This window comes from Microbacterium sp. 2FI, assembly GCF_005502885.1.
In the GTDB taxonomy this organism is placed as follows: domain Bacteria; phylum Actinomycetota; class Actinomycetes; order Actinomycetales; family Microbacteriaceae; genus Microbacterium.
Window position 1 is genome coordinate 200,375 of sequence record NZ_SCMR01000001.1, and the last position, 18,507, is coordinate 218,881.

Consider the following 18,507-nt stretch of genomic DNA (forward strand, 5'->3'; position numbering starts at 1 on the left):
GAGACATGGCAACGAGGAAAGAACTCAAGCAGGAGGCGCTCGCACGCGTCGCCGCTGAGAAGGCTGCGAAGCGGCAGCGCAAGGCCGAGTTGAAGGCGATGACGCCGGCCGACCGCAAGGACGCACGCGCGGCGGACGCCACGGCGGCCCGCGACGCCCGCGCGACCGCGAAGGCCGAGCGCAAGGCCGCCCGCGCCGGGATGACGCGCGCCGAGCGCCGCGAGGACAAGCGCCGCGAACGCATCTACCGCAAGGTCAAGCACCGCCCGCGCCGCATCGTCGGCTGGAGCGTCGCTGCGCTCGCCGTCGTCGGCATCGGATTCCTTGCCGCACCGACGGTCTCCGACATCGGTCGTCTCACCTCGATGAGCGTCGACAGTTCGACGGCCGAAGGCGTCGCCGCCCGGACTTACTCGACCGAGCTCGCCGGCGAGATCTCCGACGAGGGCGTCGTCCTGCTCGAGAACCATGGCGCGCTCCCGCTCGCGGGCGACGCCGTCAACGTCTTCAGCTTCGCCTCGTTCAACCTCCGCTACGGCGGCGGTGGCTCGGGCGGCGCCGACCAGTCGAGCGCCGTCACGCTGTATGACGCGCTCGAGGGGGAGGGCATTTCGTACAACCCCGAGCTCAAGGCGGCGATGGAGGATGCCGGCGCCAAGACCGAGACCGGTGCGAGCAACGGCTTCGTGCAGATCATCGGCAGCCTGCTCGCGGGCGACGACGAGAAGGAGCCTGCTCCCGCCTACCTGACCGACGAGGTCCTCGCCCAGGCGAAGGAGTACTCGGGAACCGCACTGATCGTCGTCGGCAACGACGGCGTCGAGGGGTCCGACTTCACCGCCGACGAGCTCCGCATCACCGACACGCAGCGCGAGCTGCTCGACGTGGTGACCGCGAACTTCGACGACGTCGTCGTCGTCGTCAACTCCGGCAACCAGATGGAGCTCGGCTTCCTCGAGGAGTACCCCGAGATCACGGGCGCCGTCTGGATCGGCACGCCCGGTCCGCAGGGCGCCGTATCGCTCGCGCAGGTGCTCTCGGGTGAGATCAACCCGTCCGGCCACCTCACCGACACGTACGCGTACGACGTGACGAGCGCGCCGTCGACCGAGAACTTCGGCGACTACCCGTACGAGAACGCAGAGCGCGCCTTCATCAACTACAACGAGGGCATCTACGTCGGATACCGGTACTACGAGACCCGCTACGCCGGAGACGAGGCCGGCTACGCGGCGGCCGTCCAGTACCCGTTCGGGTACGGACTGAGCTACGCGTCGTTCGAGTGGGCGAGTGCAGAGCCCGTCGTCACCGACGAGACCGTGACCGTCGAGGTCACCGTGACCAACGCCGGTGCGGTCGCCGGCAAGGACGTCGTGCAGGTCTACTTCTCGGCCCCGCACACCGCCGGCGGCATCGAGAAGTCGGCGATCGAGCTCGCCGGTTACGCGAAGACCGCTCTGCTCGAGCCGGGCGCCTCCGAGACGGTGTCCGTCACATTCGACGTGCGGGACATGGCGTCGTGGGATCAGAGCGGCGAGGGCGCCTACGTGCTCGACGCGGGCACTTATGCGATCACCGTCGGCACGGACGTGCACACGCCTGTGGCCGCGTTCGAGACTTCGATCGCCGAGCAGATCGTCTACACGACGGATGCCGACACCGGCGTTCCGCTCGAGAACCGCTTCGGCTACGCCGACGGCGACCTCACGTATCTCTCGCGTGACGACTGGGAGGGGACGTACCCCGACGACGCGAACAACGACGCGACGGCATCCGAAGATCTCCTCGAGGCGATGTACCCCGAGATCGAGCCGGCCGAGGGCGATGCCCCGACCTACGGCGCCGACAACGGCCTGCAGCTCGAAGACCTCGCGGGGCTCGACTACGACGACCCGCAGTGGGAGCTGTTCCTGGATCAGTTCACCGCTAAGGAGCAGATCGACGTCTTCTCGCGTGGCGCGTATGTGACGCAGGCCGTCGAGCGCCTCGGCGTGCCGTCGGCGATCCTCCTCGACGGACCGGCCGGCCTCAACTCGCTGTTCAGCTCGGTGACGGCCGCGTCGTTCCCGACCGAGGTGGTCATCGCCTCGACGTGGAACGTCGACCTCGCCCGTGAGATGGGTGTCGCGATCGGCGCCGAGGCCAACGCCTACGGCGTGCAGGGCTGGTATGCGCCGGGCATGAACCTGCACCGCACTGCGATGGGCGGCCGCAACTTCGAGTACTACTCCGAAGACCCGGTCGTCTCGGGAACGATGGGCGCCGCGATGGTGGCGGGCGCGCAGAGCAAGGATCTGCTGACGTTCATGAAGCACTTCGCGCTCAACGAGCAGGAGGTCAACGCCCGCACCGGCGTGAACGTGTGGGTGGACGAGCAGACGCTGCGCGAGCTCTACCTGCGCCCCTTCGAGATCACCGTCAAGGACGGCGGCGCCAACGGCGCGATGACCTCGTTCATCCACATCGGACCCCGCTGGTCGGGCGGCAACGAACAGCTGCTGCAGGAGGTGCTGCGCGGTGAGTGGGGCTTCTCGGGCGTGGTGTCGACGGATGCCGTGCTGGGTGCCTTCATGGATCCGGGCCAGGCCGTGCGCTACGGAAACGACCTCATGCTCGCGCCCCTCGGGAACGTCACCGCCTCGACGGTCGCCGCGGAGCTCGAAGCGGACCCGGTCGGCGTCGGCGAGGGCCTTCGCGACCGCGTGCACGCCGTGATGTTCGCGCTGCTGCAGACGGACCTCTTCCGCTGACGGTGACCGGCAACAGGCAGCGCCCCTTCGCCTCACGGCGAGGGGGCGCTGTGCTGTGGACGCGCAACACACACGTCAGCCGCGTGTCTCCGAGCGCGCGGACACCGCCTCTCGTTCGCACGTGGCGCGGTACTCGCCCAGCCCCGACAGGTAGGTCGCCCACTCGCTCCGGGTGAGATCGCGCCCCGCGACGCGGCAGGCCGCCGCGGCGAGGCGCTCGCGGTCCAGATCCCACACGACGATCCCCGACGCGTCCGTCACCGCGAGCGCGGCTCCATCCGGTCGCAGGAAGGCGGGGTAGATGAGGGGCGCATCGGTCGCGATCGGGTCGCCGAGGCGGGTGCCGGTCGCGACGTCGTAGAGCGAAGCAGTCTGGTCGTTCGACGTCGCGAGCAGGAGCGTGCCGTCGTCGCTGAACTGGAGCGAGTTCACCTCGCCGTGTGCACCGGCGAGTTCGCCCAGCGGCTCGAGCGTTTCGAGGTCATAGCGCGTGATCGCGCCGGCCACCGTGCCGACGAGCGTCCCGTCGAGGCTCACGCTCGTCAGAGACGGACCCGCCAGCGGCCCGGCGAGCACGCGTCCGTCCGGGTCGAACACGAGCGTCGCGAATCCCGACACCGTCGCCGAGGTCACGACCACGTGCTCGCCTCCACGGGTCGCGGATACCGACAGCACGAATCCCGGTGTCCTCAGCATCGGACCGACGACTTCGCGTGCCGCGGTGTCGATCGTCCACACCTCGCCACGCAGGCCGCCGCAGTATGCTCTGGTGCCCTCCGACGTGGGCCAGAGGTGATCGCACTCGACGCCGATCCCGGGGCCGTCCGTCACAGCGCGTCGGCCCGTGTCGTACCAGCCGAACTGAAGCCGTGAGCGGTCCATGCCGACGAGGAGCTCGCGTCCGGCCCACCCGATCCCCTCCAGATCCTCATCCGAGGGAACGTCATCGACCAGCCGGTCCTCGGCCGCGTCCCACAGGGCGTAGTCGGTGAAGTCCGACGAGACCGTCGCGTCCGCATCGCGTCGCGCCACCAGCAGCGTCTGATCGTCGTCGTAGGCGAAGCGGTCCATCGCGACGTAGCCGTCGGCGATCCTCGCGCTGACCGGTCCGCTCCCGTCGAGGCGCAATCGGGTGATGGCAGGGGTCTGTACGCCGAACGAGATCAGTTCCGAACCGTCGGGCGACAGGACGAGATCGCCGACCGAGCCGAGTTGCGTGTCGAAGCGGCGACCGGTGAGCTGGCCGGTGCGTCGATCACGCTCCTCGATTCGGCCGTAGTGGGTGCCGCAGTAAATCATCTCGGTGGTGACGGACGCCGCGACCCACGGGCACGGGTCGGGATTCGTCCCCGTCAGCTCGACGCTCCACTGCGTCGCGCCCGATGAGGTGTCGAGCGCGATCAGGCCCTTCGGGCCCGCGGCGACGAGCACCCCGTCAGATCCGACGACCACGTCGCGTTCGGAGTAGCCTCGCGGCGCGTCCCAGACCGCCACGACCGCGCCGGTGTCGGCCTGGATGGCGCGGATCGTGCCCTCCGCCGACCCGGCGTACAGCACGCCCGCGTCGTCGAACGCGATCGCACTCATGTACCGATCGTCGGGGGCAGGGGAAGGTGTCGGCAGACCGGGCAGTTCCGCGACCATGCGCCCCGCGACCGGGTCGTAGATCGATACGATCCCGCGTTCCATGCCGACCACGGCCACGTGCCGCCCGTCCGGCGAGATCGCGATCCCGCCTGGCCCGTCCGGCAGCAGGACAGGACCCGTCGACGCATCGGTCGCGAGGTCGACGAGCACGATCGCCGCGCAGAATCCCCGCGCCGTGATGCCGCCGTCATCGCCGCACTGCTCGCCCGGGACGGAGACGAGAATTGCCGCGCGGCTTCCGTCCGCCGCCACTGCGACGCCGGCACCACCCACCGTCGCGAGTCCGTCGGGGAGGTCGATGGTCGCAACCTCATGCCCGGTGTCGAGGTCGACGATGGCGGGCCGGTCGCCGTCGCGCGCCGCGAGCGCGTGCGTCGTTCCCGGAATCAGCGCGCCACGGAGCAGCGTGGCATCGTCGACGTAGTGTGTGGTGAGCACCCCGGCCCCGGTCGTGAAAGTGCCGAGGAGCGCCGAGGCGACGCGCGGGTCGTCCGGCCACCGCCGGTGCGCTTCGACGGCCAGGAGTGCCGCGACGTCGCGATCGGTCGCGCGAAGGGCGAGCGAGCGGTTCACGATGCTCTCGATCGTCGCCTGCTCGGCTTGCTGCGAAGTCTCGATGCCTTGGCGAACGGCGATCCCGACGGCACCGACCGTTGCGAGGATCATCACGGCCGCCGCGCTCAGCAGCACGCGAAGCCGCCGGTTCTGTCTGGCGTCGCGCACCGCCCGCTGCTGCAGAGCCCGCGTCTCGGACTGCGACCGACCCAGCGAAGCGGCGAGGAACTCCCGCTCGAGAGGCGTCAGGTCGGGAGACGCAGAGTCGAGGTACTCGTGTGCCGCCTCGAGGCGGGCGCCCCGATACAGTTCGCTGTCGGGTCGCCCCAGGCTCTCCCACCCCTCGGCCGCGGCGGCGATATGCCGCACGATGCGCAGGCCCGCGGCATCCTCATCCAGCCACGACTGCAGTCGCGGCCACGCCCGCACGAGCGCCTCGTGCGAGATCTCGAGCGCCCCGCCCTCTGCTGTCACCAGCCGGGCCGCGATGAGCCGCGACACCACGTCATCCCATTCCGGCTTGCCGCGCAGGACACCGTTCGCCAAGCGGGATCGCAGGGGAGGCCCCTCGATCGAGGGGACGACGAGGCGGAGGAGCACCGAGCGGATGGCGCGCCGCTGCGCTTCGGAAACGCTCGTGTACACGCGATCCGCCGTCCGGGCCACCGCTCCCTGAATGCCGCCGCACGCCCGATATGCCTCGACCGTCAGCACGTTCCCGTCGCGCCGCTGCCACGTCTCCGCGAGCGCGTGCGACATCATCGGCAGTGCGCCCGGTTCGCCCTCTGCGTCGCGCATGATGAGATCCACGAGGCCAGACTCCACGCGCAGGCCCGCTTCGATCGCGGGTCGTTCGATCGCCTCACGCAGGTCCGCGCCGGTTGGGGCGGTCACGAAGTGCAGATTCTGCTCCGCGAGTCGCCCGAACGCGGGCTCCACCCCGAGGCCGGCGAACTGGTCGGCCCGAACGACGATGACGACGAGACCGACGGATGCCGCATACCGCGCGAGCGCCGACAGTTCATCTTTCAGCACCGCAGCCGGTCGATCCGCGAGCAGGACCTGCTCGAACTGGTCGATCACGAGCACCGTCTGGCTCGCGGAATCGGGAAGCTCGATGGCTCCTGTGGGATCCGGAGCCACGACGCGGCACGATCGTCCGCGACGTTCGAGGGCAGGCACGAGACCGGCGCGGACCAGCGACGACTTGCCGGAACCGGACGGCCCCGTGACGACCATGAGCCCGGTCGTATCGGAGCGCCGCAGCAGTTCCTCGAGCTCCCGGGCGCGACCGAAGAGCGTGTCGCCGGCCGTCAGCGGTGCCAGACCCTTGTACGGGCACGCGGTCGATACGGGCCGCGGCTCGGCGATCTGGTCGAGCAGCGGGTCGTGGTGCAGGATCCGCCGCTCGAGGTCGCGCAGCTCGGCACCCGGATCGATGCCGAGCTGTTCTCGCAGCAGTCCCCGCGCGCGATGGAGGGTGTCGAGGGCTTCGGCCTGCCGGCCACAGCGATACTGCGCCAGCGTGAGAGCGCACCAACGTCTTTCGCGAAGGGGATCCTGCGCGACGAGGACGTGCGCGTCGCCCACCGCCTCGCGGTGCTGGCCGAGCGCGAGCCGCGCGTCGAGCAGGTCGTCCTCGGCTGAACGGATCACTTCGGTGAGGCGTGTGCTCTCCGAAGCCGCTGGCGCCCAGTGCTCGACCGACCGAAACGGCTCTCCACGCACGAGCGCGAGTGCACGGCCCAGCGCTGTCACGGCGCGGTCGGGTTCACCCGTGCTCAGGAACTGCCTGCCGCGGGCGACGAGCTCCTCCATACGGTCCGCGTCGATGTCGACGCGGGCCATGGCCAGGCGGTATCCGCCGTCGCCGGTCGTCTCGATCGCGTCGCGCGTGAGCACCTTGCGAAGGCGGACAATGCAGATCTGCACCTGCTTGGCCCATGATGTCGGCGGCTCGTCGCCCCAGACCGCGTCGGCGATCTCCGCTGGAGCCGCCGGTCGACCGCGTCGCACGACGAGCGCGGCCAGCACAGTGCGGTCCCGCGGTCGAAGATCCTCGCCGCCGTCCACCTCGATCGGGCCGAGCACACGGATGCTCACGCGACGATCATGCGCCCGCTGCGCCGCCCCGTCAACGACACGGAAACCGGACGGATACCGGTGGAAGGTCGGAGGAAACCGTCCCGAGGAATCTCGGATACCGAACAGGTCCACGAAAGGGGTCAATCATGTCTACGCACAACTCCCGGCCGCTCGTCGGGGCATCGTGGGGAGCGGTCGCCCTGTCGGTGGCCTTGCTGACCGCGTGCTCCGCATCGAGCGTCGGCAATCCTGCGGGAGGTCAGCCGGCGGCCGCCGAATCCGCACCGTCCGCACCGGTCCCGCCTGACTGCCCGAACCCGGACGGCGGCGCCTGTCTCGGCGCCCTGGCTGCGGGCGAGTATCAGACGAGGGTCTTCCAGCCGCAGATCACCTACGCCGTTCCCGAGGGTTGGATGAACTACGAAGACCTGCCGGGCAACTTCTGGCTGTTCCTGGAGGACGACCTCGCCGTGCAGACCACTCCGCGCGGCGGCAGCTACCTCGGCATCTTCACGAACATCCACGCTGCGGCGATCGACTGCCGCGAGGACTGGCAAGCGGGAGTGGGCAACTCCCCGGCGGATCTCGTCGCGTGGTTCCGGTCGGTTCCGGGACTCACCGTGTCCGAGCCCGTCGAGGTCACGGTCGGGGGCCTAGCCGGACTTCAGATCGACCTCGCGCTCGAGCCGGGCGGCGGGACCTGCGTCTTCGAAGACGTGGGCGGCACCCCGTTGATCATGGGCGACGGCGTCTCGCATCTGCACCATGGAATCGGCGGCGAGATGGACGTCCGGCTGGTCTTCCTCGAACGCGGCAGCGGCAACGTGACGCTCGAGATCACGAACGTCCGCGAGCAGCACAGTGCCGAGGAGTTTCGGTCGGCACTGCAGCCGATCATCGACTCGCTGGAGTTCGCGGTGAGCCGGTGACGTCCTCCTGACCGCCTCGTGAACATCGTCTGATCCGGCAGACCTCGCCTCTCGCACGCGCTTAGCGTCGAGACGGGCTTGCGAGCCCGCATCCACCGACACGATCGAGGACCGAGGACAGACACACATGCGCATCACAAGAGGAATCACCTGGGCGACGGCCGGCATCGCGGCGGCGCTGGTGGCGGCGCCGCTGCCGGCGCTGGCGGACGAGACGACGGATGCCGCAACCGGCGACCTCGTCGTCACGAGGTTCGACGACCGCTACGCCGACGGGCTCTTCGATGCGAGCAAGACCGCGCCGAGCGGCGACGTCGATCGGCTGAACAGCTCGTCTGCCGCGCAGCTCGTCGACGTCAACGGCAAGCGCTGGTACATCAGTGCGGACACCGACGGCCTCTACCGCTTCACCGGCATCCCGGTCGGGCCCGCGAAGCTGTACCTCGGGCACCCGAACGCCCCGGCGATGGAGCGCTTCTTCGACGCGACCGGTGCAACCAGTGCCGCCGACATCACGCCCGTTCCCACGACCGAGTACTTCGGTCCGCAGGGAACGGTCGACGTCGTGATCGACGAGGACGGCGAAGAGCGGCTGATCGGCATGACGGCCCTTCGCCTCGTCGCGAACGTCCAGTTCGCCGACGGCGCGCCGGCCGCGGGTCTCACCACGGTGGAGCTGGGCTCGGGCGACTCCTGGTATCCGGCATCGGAGTACAGCTTCCGCCCCGGCACCTACGAGGCATTCGAGGGCTACAGCTACGTCCGCCACCTCCCGGGCGATCTCGGCGTGCGCATCACCGCGCCCGAGGGCTACCGAGTGGCCGGCGCGACGGCGGGCGACAACAGCACGTTCACGGTGACCGAGCGCGACGGGGCGTACTACTTCGCGTCGACCGAGGTCTGGAACTACTTCTGGAACCCGGCGTTCACGGTCACGCTGGAGGAAGTGCCCGACACCGTGCGCCCCGAGACGACGCTCGTGTCGCCCACGACGGCCGGCCCGGCTCCGTCGCTGGTGGTCCAGGTCGACGCCACCGACGATCGCGGACTGCAGCGGATCGTCGCGAACATCTACCGGGGTGGAAAGCTCGTGCGGAGCACCCAGTCGGCGGCCGACGGCGCTACCAGCGCCTCGCACACGGCCACCGTCGCGCTCGCCGACGGGGACTACACGCTGAGGTACAACGCGCAGGACCTCGCGGGGAACATCTCGCAGACCCGCACGTTCGCGTTCTCGATCGACGGCACCGCACCGCAGGCGACGGTGAAGCCCGGCCGGGCCTTCACGGTCGGTGACGCCGCGGGCTACGACGTCGTGAGCTTCAAGCTCTTCGACGCGGGCAAGATCGACAAGGTCACGATCAACGGCACCGTGAAGGACCTCTCGAACAATGTGTGGTCCGACGTCAACTTCGTGCGCCCCGGCACCTTCGGGGCGATCGTGGGGGAGAACACCCTCGTCGTCCACGACATCGCGGGCAACACCCAGACGCTCCTCTTCACGCTGAACTGATCGCTCCTGCGCAGCGCCCCTTCTCCCTACGGCGAGGGGGCGCTGCGCTGTGCGCCGGGCCGCGGCATCCCATCCGATGGTTGACACGGTTGTCATCGTGGCGTAACGTACAACCAAATGGTTGTACAAACAGAACTCTCCGACGCCGAGGTGGACCGGATCTTCCGGGCCCTCGCCGATGCGACGCGACGCGACATCGTCCGGCGCACCCTGGGGGGCGAGGCCTCCGTGTCGGAGCTCGCCGCCTCATACGACATGTCCTTCGCCGCGGTGCAGAAGCACGTGGCGGTACTCGAGGGGGCAGGACTTGTGACCAAGCATCCTCACGGCCGCGAGCGCATGGTGCGCGGCAACCCCGAAGCGATCCGGCGGGCTCAGCGCCTGCTCGACCGCTACGAGCAGCTCTGGCGAGCACGCATCGACAGCCTCGATGCGCTGCTGGCCGAAGACCCCCGATCCGGCAGCTGACCGGCCCCTTCAGAAAGGCACTCTCATGCCCATCACCTCCGTCACCAAAGACGCCGAAGCGCTCACGATGACCGTGGTCGCCGAGTTCCCCGCGACCGTCGAACGTCTGTGGAACGCCTACACCGACCCGCGCCAGATCGAGCGCTTCTGGGGGCCGCCGACGTGGCCCGCGACCTTCTATCGCCACGACGTGTATCCGGGCGGGCGCTCCAGTTACACGATGACCGGCCCCGACGGCGAGACCTCGAGCGGATTCTGGGAGTTCCTCGCGGTCGATCCCGGCCGCGGATTCGACGTCCGCGACGGCTTCGCGGCCGACGACGGCAGCGAGAACACCGACTTCCCGAGCGTGCTCATGCGCTTCTCCTTCGAGGCGACGGATGCCGGCTCCCGCGTGACGACCACGACCTCCTTCCCGACTGCCGAAGCCCTCGAGCAGCTCGTCGGAATGGGCATGGAAGACGGCATGCGCGAAGCGATGGGGCAGATCGACGCGGTGCTCGCCGACCTCGCGTCGTTCGCCGCCGAGCGGGCGACCGAGGCGCAGATCCTCGACGACACCCGCATCCGCGTCGCGCGCGTGATCCGCGGCTCGGTGGAGCAGGTCTGGCGCGCGCACAACGACGCCGACCTCATGAAGACCTGGCTGCTCGGGCCCGACGGGTGGGAGATGACCGTGTGCGATCTCGCGGAGCGGGTGGGCGACTCCTACCGCTACGAGTGGGCGCCGGTCGCGGGCGGACCCGCCGACGGTGCACCGTCGTTCGGCTTCGTGGGGGAGCTGCTCGAGAACGACGCCCCGCACCGCGCCGTGACCACCGAACAGATGATCGGCATGGAGGGTCCCGGCTCGGTCAACGAGATGACCCTCACCCCGGTCGAGGGTGGCACGCTGCTCAGCATCGTCATCACCTATCCGAGCACCGAGGTGCGAGACATCGTGCTGGCGACCGGGATGACCGACGGCATGGAGACGAGCTACGCGCGCTTGGAGTCGCAGCTGGTTCCGGCGTAATCCGCACACTCACGACGGCGGTGGCGATTCACGGAATCGTTGCCGCCGTCGTCGGCGCTGCTACGCCGAGACCAGCGAGCTGAGAGTCTCGGGCGAGAGCGCGTGTTCGATCGCGAGCATGCTGGCCCCGAGCACGGCGGCGTTGCCGCCGGCGGCCGACTGCACGATCGACAGGTGCTCGGTCGCGAGCGGGATCGACCGTGTGTAGACGACTTCGCGGACGCCGGCGATGAGGTGTTCACCGACGCGCGCCATCGAGCCGCCGATCGCGATCACCGAGGGGTTCACGAGGCTCACGCAGGTGGTGAGGACCTCGCCGATGTCGCGGCCAGCCTGTCGCACCGCCTGGATCGCATCGATGTTGCCGCGCTTGACGAGGTCGACGACGTCGTTGCCGCTCTCCGCGGCGACGCCCTGCGCGCGCAGCGCGCGCGCGATGGCCGGACCCGACGCGAGCGCCTCGAGGCAGCCCTTGTTGCCGCAGTGGCAGGGCACGCCGGCGCCCCGGGCGACCTGCACGTGGCCGATGTCGCCCGCGATGCCCTGCGCGCCGCGCTGGAGCGAGCCGCCCGAGATGACGCCCGCGCCGATGCCGGTCGCGACCTTCACGAACATCAGGTGCTCGACGCCGGGGTAGGCGGCATGGCGCTCGCCGAGAGCCATGATGTTCACGTCGTTGTCGACGAGCACCGGCACGTTGAGGTGCTGCTGCACCCATCCCGGGACATCGAAGCGGTCCCAGCCGGGCATGATGGGCGGGTTGACCGGCTGTCCGGTCGAGTGCTCGACCGGCCCGGGAACCCCCATGCCGATCGCGGCGAGGTCGCCCGTGGAGCGGCCGAGATCCGAGAGCATCGTGATCGCGTTGTCGACCATCCACGTGAGCACGGGCACCGGGCCGAGGCTCACATCGAGCGGCTCACTGTGCTCGGCGATGATGCCGCCGGCCAGATCGGTGACGGCGAGGGTCGCGTGCGATGCGCCGATGTCGGCGGCGAGCACGAGGCGCGCGCTGGGATTGAGCTTGAACTGCGACGGCGGGCGGCCGCCGGTCGACACCGTCTCGGCGATCGGGGTGATGAGCCCCATGCGCATCAGTTCGTCGACGCGGGCGGCGATCGTGGAGCGCGCGAGTCCGGTCGACTTCGCAAGCTCTGCGCGGGTCCTCGGGACACCGTCGCGCAGAAGCTGGAAGAGCTGACTCACTCCCGACACGTTGACCGTCGGATCGATGCTCATTTTCGCCACATTTCACTCTAACGGCGCCGCGGGGGCGCCGAAGTCCGATGACTTCTGACGGGATGCCGAAGCCCGGCGCCGCAGACCATCCAATAGTCCGTGGTGCCGGGCCGCGGCATCCTTCATCCTCTTCCGCTGGGCCGGGCGAACCGCTGCTGCAGCAGCACGGCGACCACGATGATGACGCCCTTCGCGACGGCCTGCACCGAGGAGGTGAGGTTGTTCTGCACGAAGACGTTCGTCAGCGTCGCGAAGATCAGCACACCGAAGACCGTGCCGGTGATCGTGCCGCGCCCGCCGACGAGGAGCGTGCCGCCGACGACGACCGCGGCGATCGCGTCGAGCTCGTACAGCTGCCCGTGGGTGGACGTGCCGGCGGTGGTGCGGCCGAGGATCATGACGGCGGCGATGCCGGCGGTGAGGCCCGCGATCGCGTAGAGCCACATGGTGTGCCGCTTGACGTTGATGCCGGCGAGGCGGGCGGCTTCGCGGTTGCCGCCGATCGCGACAGTGCGCCGGCCGAAGGTGGTGCGGTTGAGCACGACCCACCCGAGGGCTGCGACGATCGCGAAGATCCAGATCAGCATGTCGACGCCGATGATGTCGAGGTTCATGAAATCGATGAAGTCGCGGTTGCCGACCTGCAGGGTGCGTCGCTCCGCGAGGATCTCGGCGAGGCCGCGCGCGGCGACCAGCATCGCGAGCGTCGCCATGAACGCCACCACGTTGCCGTAGGCGATCACGACCCCGTTGATGAGGCCGGCGCCGATGCCGACACCGAGGGCGATCAGCACCATGAAGATCCAGTGGGTCTGGTCGGCGAGGTCCTGGATGGCCGCGAGGGTGGCGGCGACCGAGGCGAGGCCCATCACCGATCCGACGGAGAGGTCGATGCCGCCCGCGATGATGACGAGGGTCATGCCGATGCTGATGACGCCGATGATCGAGGCCTGCCGCAGGATCGTCAGCACGTTGTTCACGGTGGTGAACGTGTCGGGCGCGGTGATGGCGCCGACGACGATCAGCAGCAGCAGCGCCAGCACCAGGCCGAGGTTGCGCCCGACCGAACCGGAGAGGAATCTGCGCCACGCCGGTGTGGCGTCGGCGGTCGTGGTCGTGGTGGTCGTAGTGGACGGCGGGCCTCCGCCGTCGATCTTCTGCTCGCTCACGCGGCGGTTCCTTTCATGACGAGGTCGAGCACTCCGTGCTCGTCGATCTCAGCGGCGGGGAGGGTGGTGAGGACGCGGCCGTCGGCCACGACCAGAACGGTGTCGGCGAGGCCGAGCACTTCTTCGATCTCGCTCGAGACGACGACGATCGCGTTGCCGGCAGCGGCGAGACGGCGGATGAGGGCGTAGATCTCGCTGCGGGCGCCGACGTCGACGCCGCGGGTGGGCTCGTCCAGCAGGAGCACCCGCGTGCCGTGGACGAGCCAGCGGGCGAGGAGGATCTTCTGCTGGTTTCCGCCGGAGAGGGTGCGGGCCGGCCGGTCGGGGTCGGCCGGACGCAGCTCGAGCGCCTCGATCTGCTCGGCGGCGACCTTGCGCTCGGCCCGCTCGTCGAGGAACCCGGCCTTGGCGAAGCGCGATACGGACGACAGGGTGACGTTGACGAAGATCGGCTCGTCGAGGACGAGTCCCTGGCTCTTGCGCTCTTCGGGCGAGAGCCCGATTCCCGCGCCGACCGCGGCGACCACCGAGCCGCGACGCAGCGTCTTGCCGCCGACCCGCACGGATCCGGCCGTGGACTTGCGCGCGCCGTAGACCGTCTCGAGGATCTCGGAGCGCCCCGATCCGACCAGGCCCGCGAGCCCGACGATCTCTCCCGCGCGCACCGTGAACGACACGTCGTCGAACACGCCCGCGAGGCCGAGGTCGGCGACTTCGAGCACGAGCGGCGCGTCGCCGGGGATCGGCACCGCCGGGGGGAAGACGTTCGCCACGTCGCGACCGGTCATCAGCTTGATGAGCTCGCTCGTCGGAGTGTCGGCGACGGGAAGACCCACGGCGGTCGTACGGCCGTCCTTGAGGACGGTGATGCGGTCGCCGATCTGGCGGATCTCCTCGAGTCGGTGCGTGATGTACACGACCGCGATACCGGCGGAGGTGAGCTCGTTCACGACGTGGAAGAGGTTCTTCACCTCCTCGCTGTCGAGGACGGCGGACGGCTCGTCCATGATGATGAGCTTGATGTCGTGCGAGAGTGCGCGCGCCATGCTCACGATCTGCTTGTTCGCCGCGCTCAGCGACCCGACCTCGGTGTTCGGCGACAGGTTCGCGTGGCCGAGGCGCCCGAGCAGCGCGCGCGTCTGCTTCGCCGCTTCGGAGCGCTTCGTGAAGCCGCCGCGGGCGATCTCATGGCCGAGGAAGATGTTCTCGGCGATGGTGAGGCCGTCTACGACGTCGAGCTCCTGGTACATCGTGGCGATGCCGAGCTCGATCGCGAACTCGGGGTTCGGGATGTCGACGACCTCGCCCTGCCACGCGATCTCGCCCTCATCGGGACGGTGGACGCCGGCGAGCGTCTTGATGAGCGTGGACTTGCCCGCACCGTTCTGCCCGAGCACGCAGTGCACCTCGCCCGGGAGGACTTCGAGGTCGACACCGCGGAGTGCGCGGACCCCAGCGAAGGACTTCGTCACGCCTCGGACGGTGAGTAATGCCGATTGATGGTCAACTTTGATCACTCGCCGAACATAACACGCCGGAGGGGTGCTTGCCGAGTCTCAATCCGGCAACGGTGCTGCGGGGGCGATCCGGACACTGCGGCCGGGATCGCCCGGTCTTCGGTTCGCACATCAAGAATCGATAACTTCTGACGGGCAGAAAACAAAAGATGACAACCGACAGCGCACTTCTGCTACGGTGATCCCGTCAGCGTGGACCCCACGAGTGCGGGCAGCTCCCTCTCGGAAACCACGCCGTCTCAGCTGCATCACATTCAAGGAGGAACACACATGCGCTCACACCTGAAGGCGCGCACCCGACTGGTCCTGACCGGTACCGCAGTCGTCGCCGCGATCGGGCTTCTGGCCGGTTGCACCGGCGGCGGGGCCGAAGAGGACTCGGTCGTCGACCAGGGCACGAGCTCGGAGGAGAACGCGGAGTCGGGCGACACCGTCGTCATCGGCTTCTCGGGCCCCGCAGCCGACCACGGCTGGCTCGGCGCCATCAACTCCGGCGCCCAGGCCGCGGCCGACAGCTACGACGACGTCGAGCTCCGCGTCGCAGAAGGCACCAACGACCCGATCGCGCAGATCGCGGCCGTCGAGCAGTTCGTCAACGACGGCGTGGACGCGATCGTGCTGCTGCCGACCGACGGCGCTGCGCTGACCGAGGCCGCGATCGCGGCGATGGAGGCCGGCATCCCGGTCATCAACGTCGACCGCGAGTTCTCGAGCCCGTTCGCCGCCCGCACCACGATCCTCGGTGACAACTACGGCATGGGCGTCAGCGCCGGCACCTACATCTGCGAGCAGCTCGGGGACAACCCCGACGCGGTCGTCGCGGAGATCCCGGGCATCGACTCGCTGCCGCTGACGCAGGACCGCTCCGCGGGCTTCGCCGACGCGCTCGGCGACTGCGGCCTCGAGGTCACGGCACGTGTCGCCGCCGACTTCACGGTCGCCGGCGGTGAGGCGGCGGCATCCCAGCTGCTGGCAGCCAACCCGCAGATCGACGCCCTGTGGAACCACGATGACGACCAGGGCATCGGCGTCCTCGCGGCGATCGAGGCCGCGGGCCGCGACGAGTTCTTCATGATGGGCGGCGCAGGCAGCCTCTCGGCCATGGAGCACATCCAGGCCGGCGACTCTGTCCTCGAGGCGACGGTCATCTACCCGTCGACCCAGGCGGCCGACGGTGTGGCGCTGGCTCGCCTCATCGCGCAGGGCAAGACCATGGGCGACCTGATCACGCCCAGCATCCCGAACCGGATCGTGCTCGACGCGCCGGTCGTCACCGCTGACAACGTGGACCAGTTCATCGACCTGGCCTTCGAGTAAGCCTGACGACGATCGCGGGGCGTCCGCCGGCTTCGGCGGGCGCCCCGCCCTCACACCCTCCCGAGAGGACACTGCGTTGACCGAAACGCTCCGCATCGCCATGATCGGCCACGGCTTCATGGGCGCCGCGCATTCACAGGGCTGGCGGGTCGCCCCGCGGTTCTTCGATCTGCCGGCCGAACCCGAGATGGCCGTCGTGGTCGGTCGGGATGCCGCGAAGACCCAGGCTTCCGCCGCCAAGTGGGGCTGGGCCGAAGCGGCGACCGACTGGCGCGAGGTGATCGAGCGCTCCGACATCGACGTGGTCGACATCGTCACACCAGGCGACACCCACGCCGAAATCGCGATCGCCGCGCTCGAGGCGGGGAAGCACGTGCTGTGCGAGAAGCCTCTCGCCAACACGGTCGAAGAGGCCGAGGCGATGAACGCCGCGGCCGAGGCTGCAGCTGCGCGCGGCATCCGCTCGATGGTGGGCTTCACCTACCGCCGCGTGCCCGCGACGACGTTCGCGCGCGATCTCGTCGCATCGGGTCGCATCGGCGAGATCCGTCAGGTGCGGGCGGAGTACCTGCAGGACTGGCTGATGGATGCCGATGCCCCCCTCACCTGGCGCATGAAGAAGGAGCTCGCGGGTTCCGGCGCGCTGGGCGACATCGGCGCGCACGCGATCGACCTCACCGAGTACATCACCGGTCAGAAGGTCACGCGCGTGTCGGGCATCATCGAGACACTCGTGAAGGAGCGTCCGCTCCTCGGCGAGGGCGTGGGCCTCTCGGGCACCGCGTCGACCGAGCGCGGCGAGGTGACGGTCGACGACATCGCCTTGTTCACCGGGCGCCTCGAATCGGGCGCGCTGGCATCGTTCGAGGCAACGCGTTTCCGTACCGGGCGCAAGAACGCACTCCGCATCGAGATCGCGGGTTCGAAGGGCGCGATCTCGTTCGATCTCGAGCGCCTCAACGAGCTGGAGTTCTACGACGCAACGCTCCCGGCGACCGGTCTCGGCTTCCAGCGGATCCTCGTCACCGAGCACGACCACCCCTACCTCGCACCCTGGTGGCCGACCGGCCATATGCTCGGCTACGAGCACGGCTTCTCGCATCAGGTCTACGACTTCGTCACCGCGATCCAGGAGGGCGCGCAGCCGCGGCCGTCGTTCGCCGACGGTCTCCACATCCAGCGCGTGCTCGACGCGGTGGAGCGCAGCTCTGCCGCAGACAGCGCATGGACCGCGACCGGCGCGTGACGCGCACGATCAACACCCGTTCCACTCCGGAAGGACACCCGCAATGACGCGACCCATCACGCTCTTCACCGGCCAGTGGGCCGACCTGCCTCTCGAGGAGGTCGCCCGCCTCGCCGCCGAGTGGGGCTACGACGGCCTCGAGATCGCCTGCTGGGGCGACCACCTCGACCCGTGGCGCTGGGACGAGCCCGGCTATGTCGACGGCAAGCTCGCGCTGCTCGAGAAGTACGGGCTGAAGGTCTGGGCGATCTCGAACCACCTCAAGGGCCAGGCCGTGTGCGATGACCCGATCGACCAGCGCCACCGCGACATCCTGTCGGATCAGGTGTGGGGCGACGGTGACCCGGAGGGCGTGCGTCAGCGGGCCTCCGAGGAGATGAAGCACACCGCGCGGCTCGCAGCGGCGCTGGGCGTCAAGACGGTCGTCGGCTTCACCGGGTCGAGCATCTGGAAGTACGTCGCGATGTTCCCGCCGGCATCCCAAGAGCTCATCGACGCGGGATACCAGGACTTCGCCGACCGGTGGAACCCGATCCTCGACGTCTTCGACGAGGTGGGCGTGCGCTTCGCGCACGAGGTGCACCCGTCCGAGATCGCGTACGACTACTGGACGACCGTGCGCACGCTTGAAGCGATCGGCCACCGCAAGGCCTTCGGCCTCAACTGGGACCCGTCGCACTTCGTGTGGCAGGAGCTCAACCCGGTCGACTTCATCCTCGAGTTCAGCGACCTCATCTATCACGTCGACTGCAAGGACGTGAAGATGAACATCGGCAACGGCCGCAACGGCCGTCTCGGCTCGCACCTCGCGTGGGCCGACCTCCGGCGCGGATGGGACTTCGTCTCGACAGGTCGCGGCGACGTTCCTTGGGAGGCGTCGTTCCGCGCCCTCAACAGCATCGGGTACGACGGCCCCATCTCGGTCGAGTGGGAGGATGCCGGCATGGACCGCCTGATCGGCGCCCCCGAGGCCCTCGAGTTCGTCAAGCGCAACGCGTTCGAGGCGCCTTCCGCGGCTTTCGACGCAGCCTTCAGCAGCCGGTGACACTCCTTCCGG

General features: G+C 69.2%; 12 protein-coding genes. 8 read left to right on the forward strand and 4 right to left on the reverse strand.

The features are described 5' to 3' along the window. Window positions 1-5: 5 nt before the first annotated feature. Complete coding sequence (locus tag FFS15_RS00930) at window positions 6-2,750, forward strand: glycoside hydrolase family 3 protein (RefSeq protein WP_137843120.1); 2,745 nt, start codon at window positions 6-8, stop codon at window positions 2,748-2,750. A gap of 75 nt (window positions 2,751-2,825) precedes the next feature. On the opposite strand, the gene FFS15_RS00935 is transcribed toward FFS15_RS00930, so the two are convergent. After that, on the reverse strand, window positions 2,826-7,055 hold the full coding sequence (locus FFS15_RS00935; RefSeq protein ID WP_171013031.1) for a BTAD domain-containing putative transcriptional regulator: 4,230 nt from the start codon (window positions 7,053-7,055) through the stop codon (window positions 2,826-2,828). Between the two features lie 128 nt (window positions 7,056-7,183). Here FFS15_RS00935 and FFS15_RS00940 point away from each other — a divergent pair, with 128 nt between their 5' ends. The 4 genes from FFS15_RS00940 (at window position 7,184) to FFS15_RS00955 (ending at window position 10,962) form a co-directional block, all read left to right on the forward strand. Further along, entirely contained in the window at window positions 7,184-7,966 is a 783-nt protein-coding gene (locus FFS15_RS00940; protein WP_137843122.1) for a hypothetical protein, read from the forward strand. Window positions 7,967-8,093: 127 nt separating this feature from the next. Continuing rightward, window positions 8,094-9,479 (forward strand): Ig-like domain-containing protein, encoded by a 1,386-nt coding sequence (locus FFS15_RS00945; protein WP_137843123.1) that lies wholly within the window; start codon window positions 8,094-8,096, stop codon window positions 9,477-9,479. Window positions 9,480-9,596: 117 nt separating this feature from the next. Next, window positions 9,597-9,947, forward strand: a complete 351-nt coding sequence (locus FFS15_RS00950) for a metalloregulator ArsR/SmtB family transcription factor (RefSeq protein WP_137843124.1) — start codon at window positions 9,597-9,599, stop codon at window positions 9,945-9,947. 25 nt (window positions 9,948-9,972) lie between these two features. Beyond that, complete coding sequence (locus FFS15_RS00955) at window positions 9,973-10,962, forward strand: SRPBCC family protein (protein ID WP_137843125.1); 990 nt, start codon at window positions 9,973-9,975, stop codon at window positions 10,960-10,962. A gap of 60 nt (window positions 10,963-11,022) precedes the next feature. Here FFS15_RS00955 and FFS15_RS00960 read toward each other — a convergent pair whose 3' ends face one another. From FFS15_RS00960 to FFS15_RS00970, 3 genes are all read right to left on the reverse strand, one after another. Continuing rightward, window positions 11,023-12,201 carry an ROK family transcriptional regulator gene (locus FFS15_RS00960; RefSeq protein WP_137843126.1) on the reverse strand — a complete coding sequence of 393 codons (1,179 nt, stop codon included), beginning with the start codon at window positions 12,199-12,201 and terminating at the stop codon, window positions 11,023-11,025. A gap of 122 nt (window positions 12,202-12,323) precedes the next feature. Next, on the reverse strand, window positions 12,324-13,370 hold the full coding sequence (locus FFS15_RS00965; RefSeq protein ID WP_137843127.1) for an ABC transporter permease: 1,047 nt from the start codon (window positions 13,368-13,370) through the stop codon (window positions 12,324-12,326). Next, complete coding sequence (locus tag FFS15_RS00970; RefSeq protein WP_137843128.1) at window positions 13,367-14,842, reverse strand: sugar ABC transporter ATP-binding protein; 1,476 nt, start codon at window positions 14,840-14,842, stop codon at window positions 13,367-13,369. The genes FFS15_RS00965 and FFS15_RS00970 overlap by 4 nt, the downstream gene beginning before the upstream one ends. 315 nt (window positions 14,843-15,157) lie before the next feature. Between FFS15_RS00970 and FFS15_RS00975 the strand changes: the two genes are divergently transcribed. The 3 genes from FFS15_RS00975 to FFS15_RS00985 all read left to right on the forward strand — a co-directional run bounded on the left by FFS15_RS00975 (window position 15,158) and on the right by FFS15_RS00985 (window position 18,495). Then, window positions 15,158-16,204: a substrate-binding domain-containing protein gene (locus FFS15_RS00975; protein ID WP_137843129.1), complete on the forward strand. Its 1,047-nt coding sequence runs from the start codon at window positions 15,158-15,160 to the stop codon at window positions 16,202-16,204. A gap of 100 nt (window positions 16,205-16,304) precedes the next feature. Then, on the forward strand, window positions 16,305-17,450 hold the full coding sequence (locus tag FFS15_RS00980) for a Gfo/Idh/MocA family oxidoreductase (RefSeq protein ID WP_137843391.1): 1,146 nt from the start codon (window positions 16,305-16,307) through the stop codon (window positions 17,448-17,450). 43 nt (window positions 17,451-17,493) lie between these two features. Beyond that, the gene (locus tag FFS15_RS00985; protein ID WP_137843130.1) at window positions 17,494-18,495 is read left to right on the forward strand and encodes a sugar phosphate isomerase/epimerase family protein; all 1,002 of its coding nucleotides are present in this window, start codon (window positions 17,494-17,496) and stop codon (window positions 18,493-18,495) included. The last annotated feature ends 12 nt before the right edge of the window (window positions 18,496-18,507 follow it).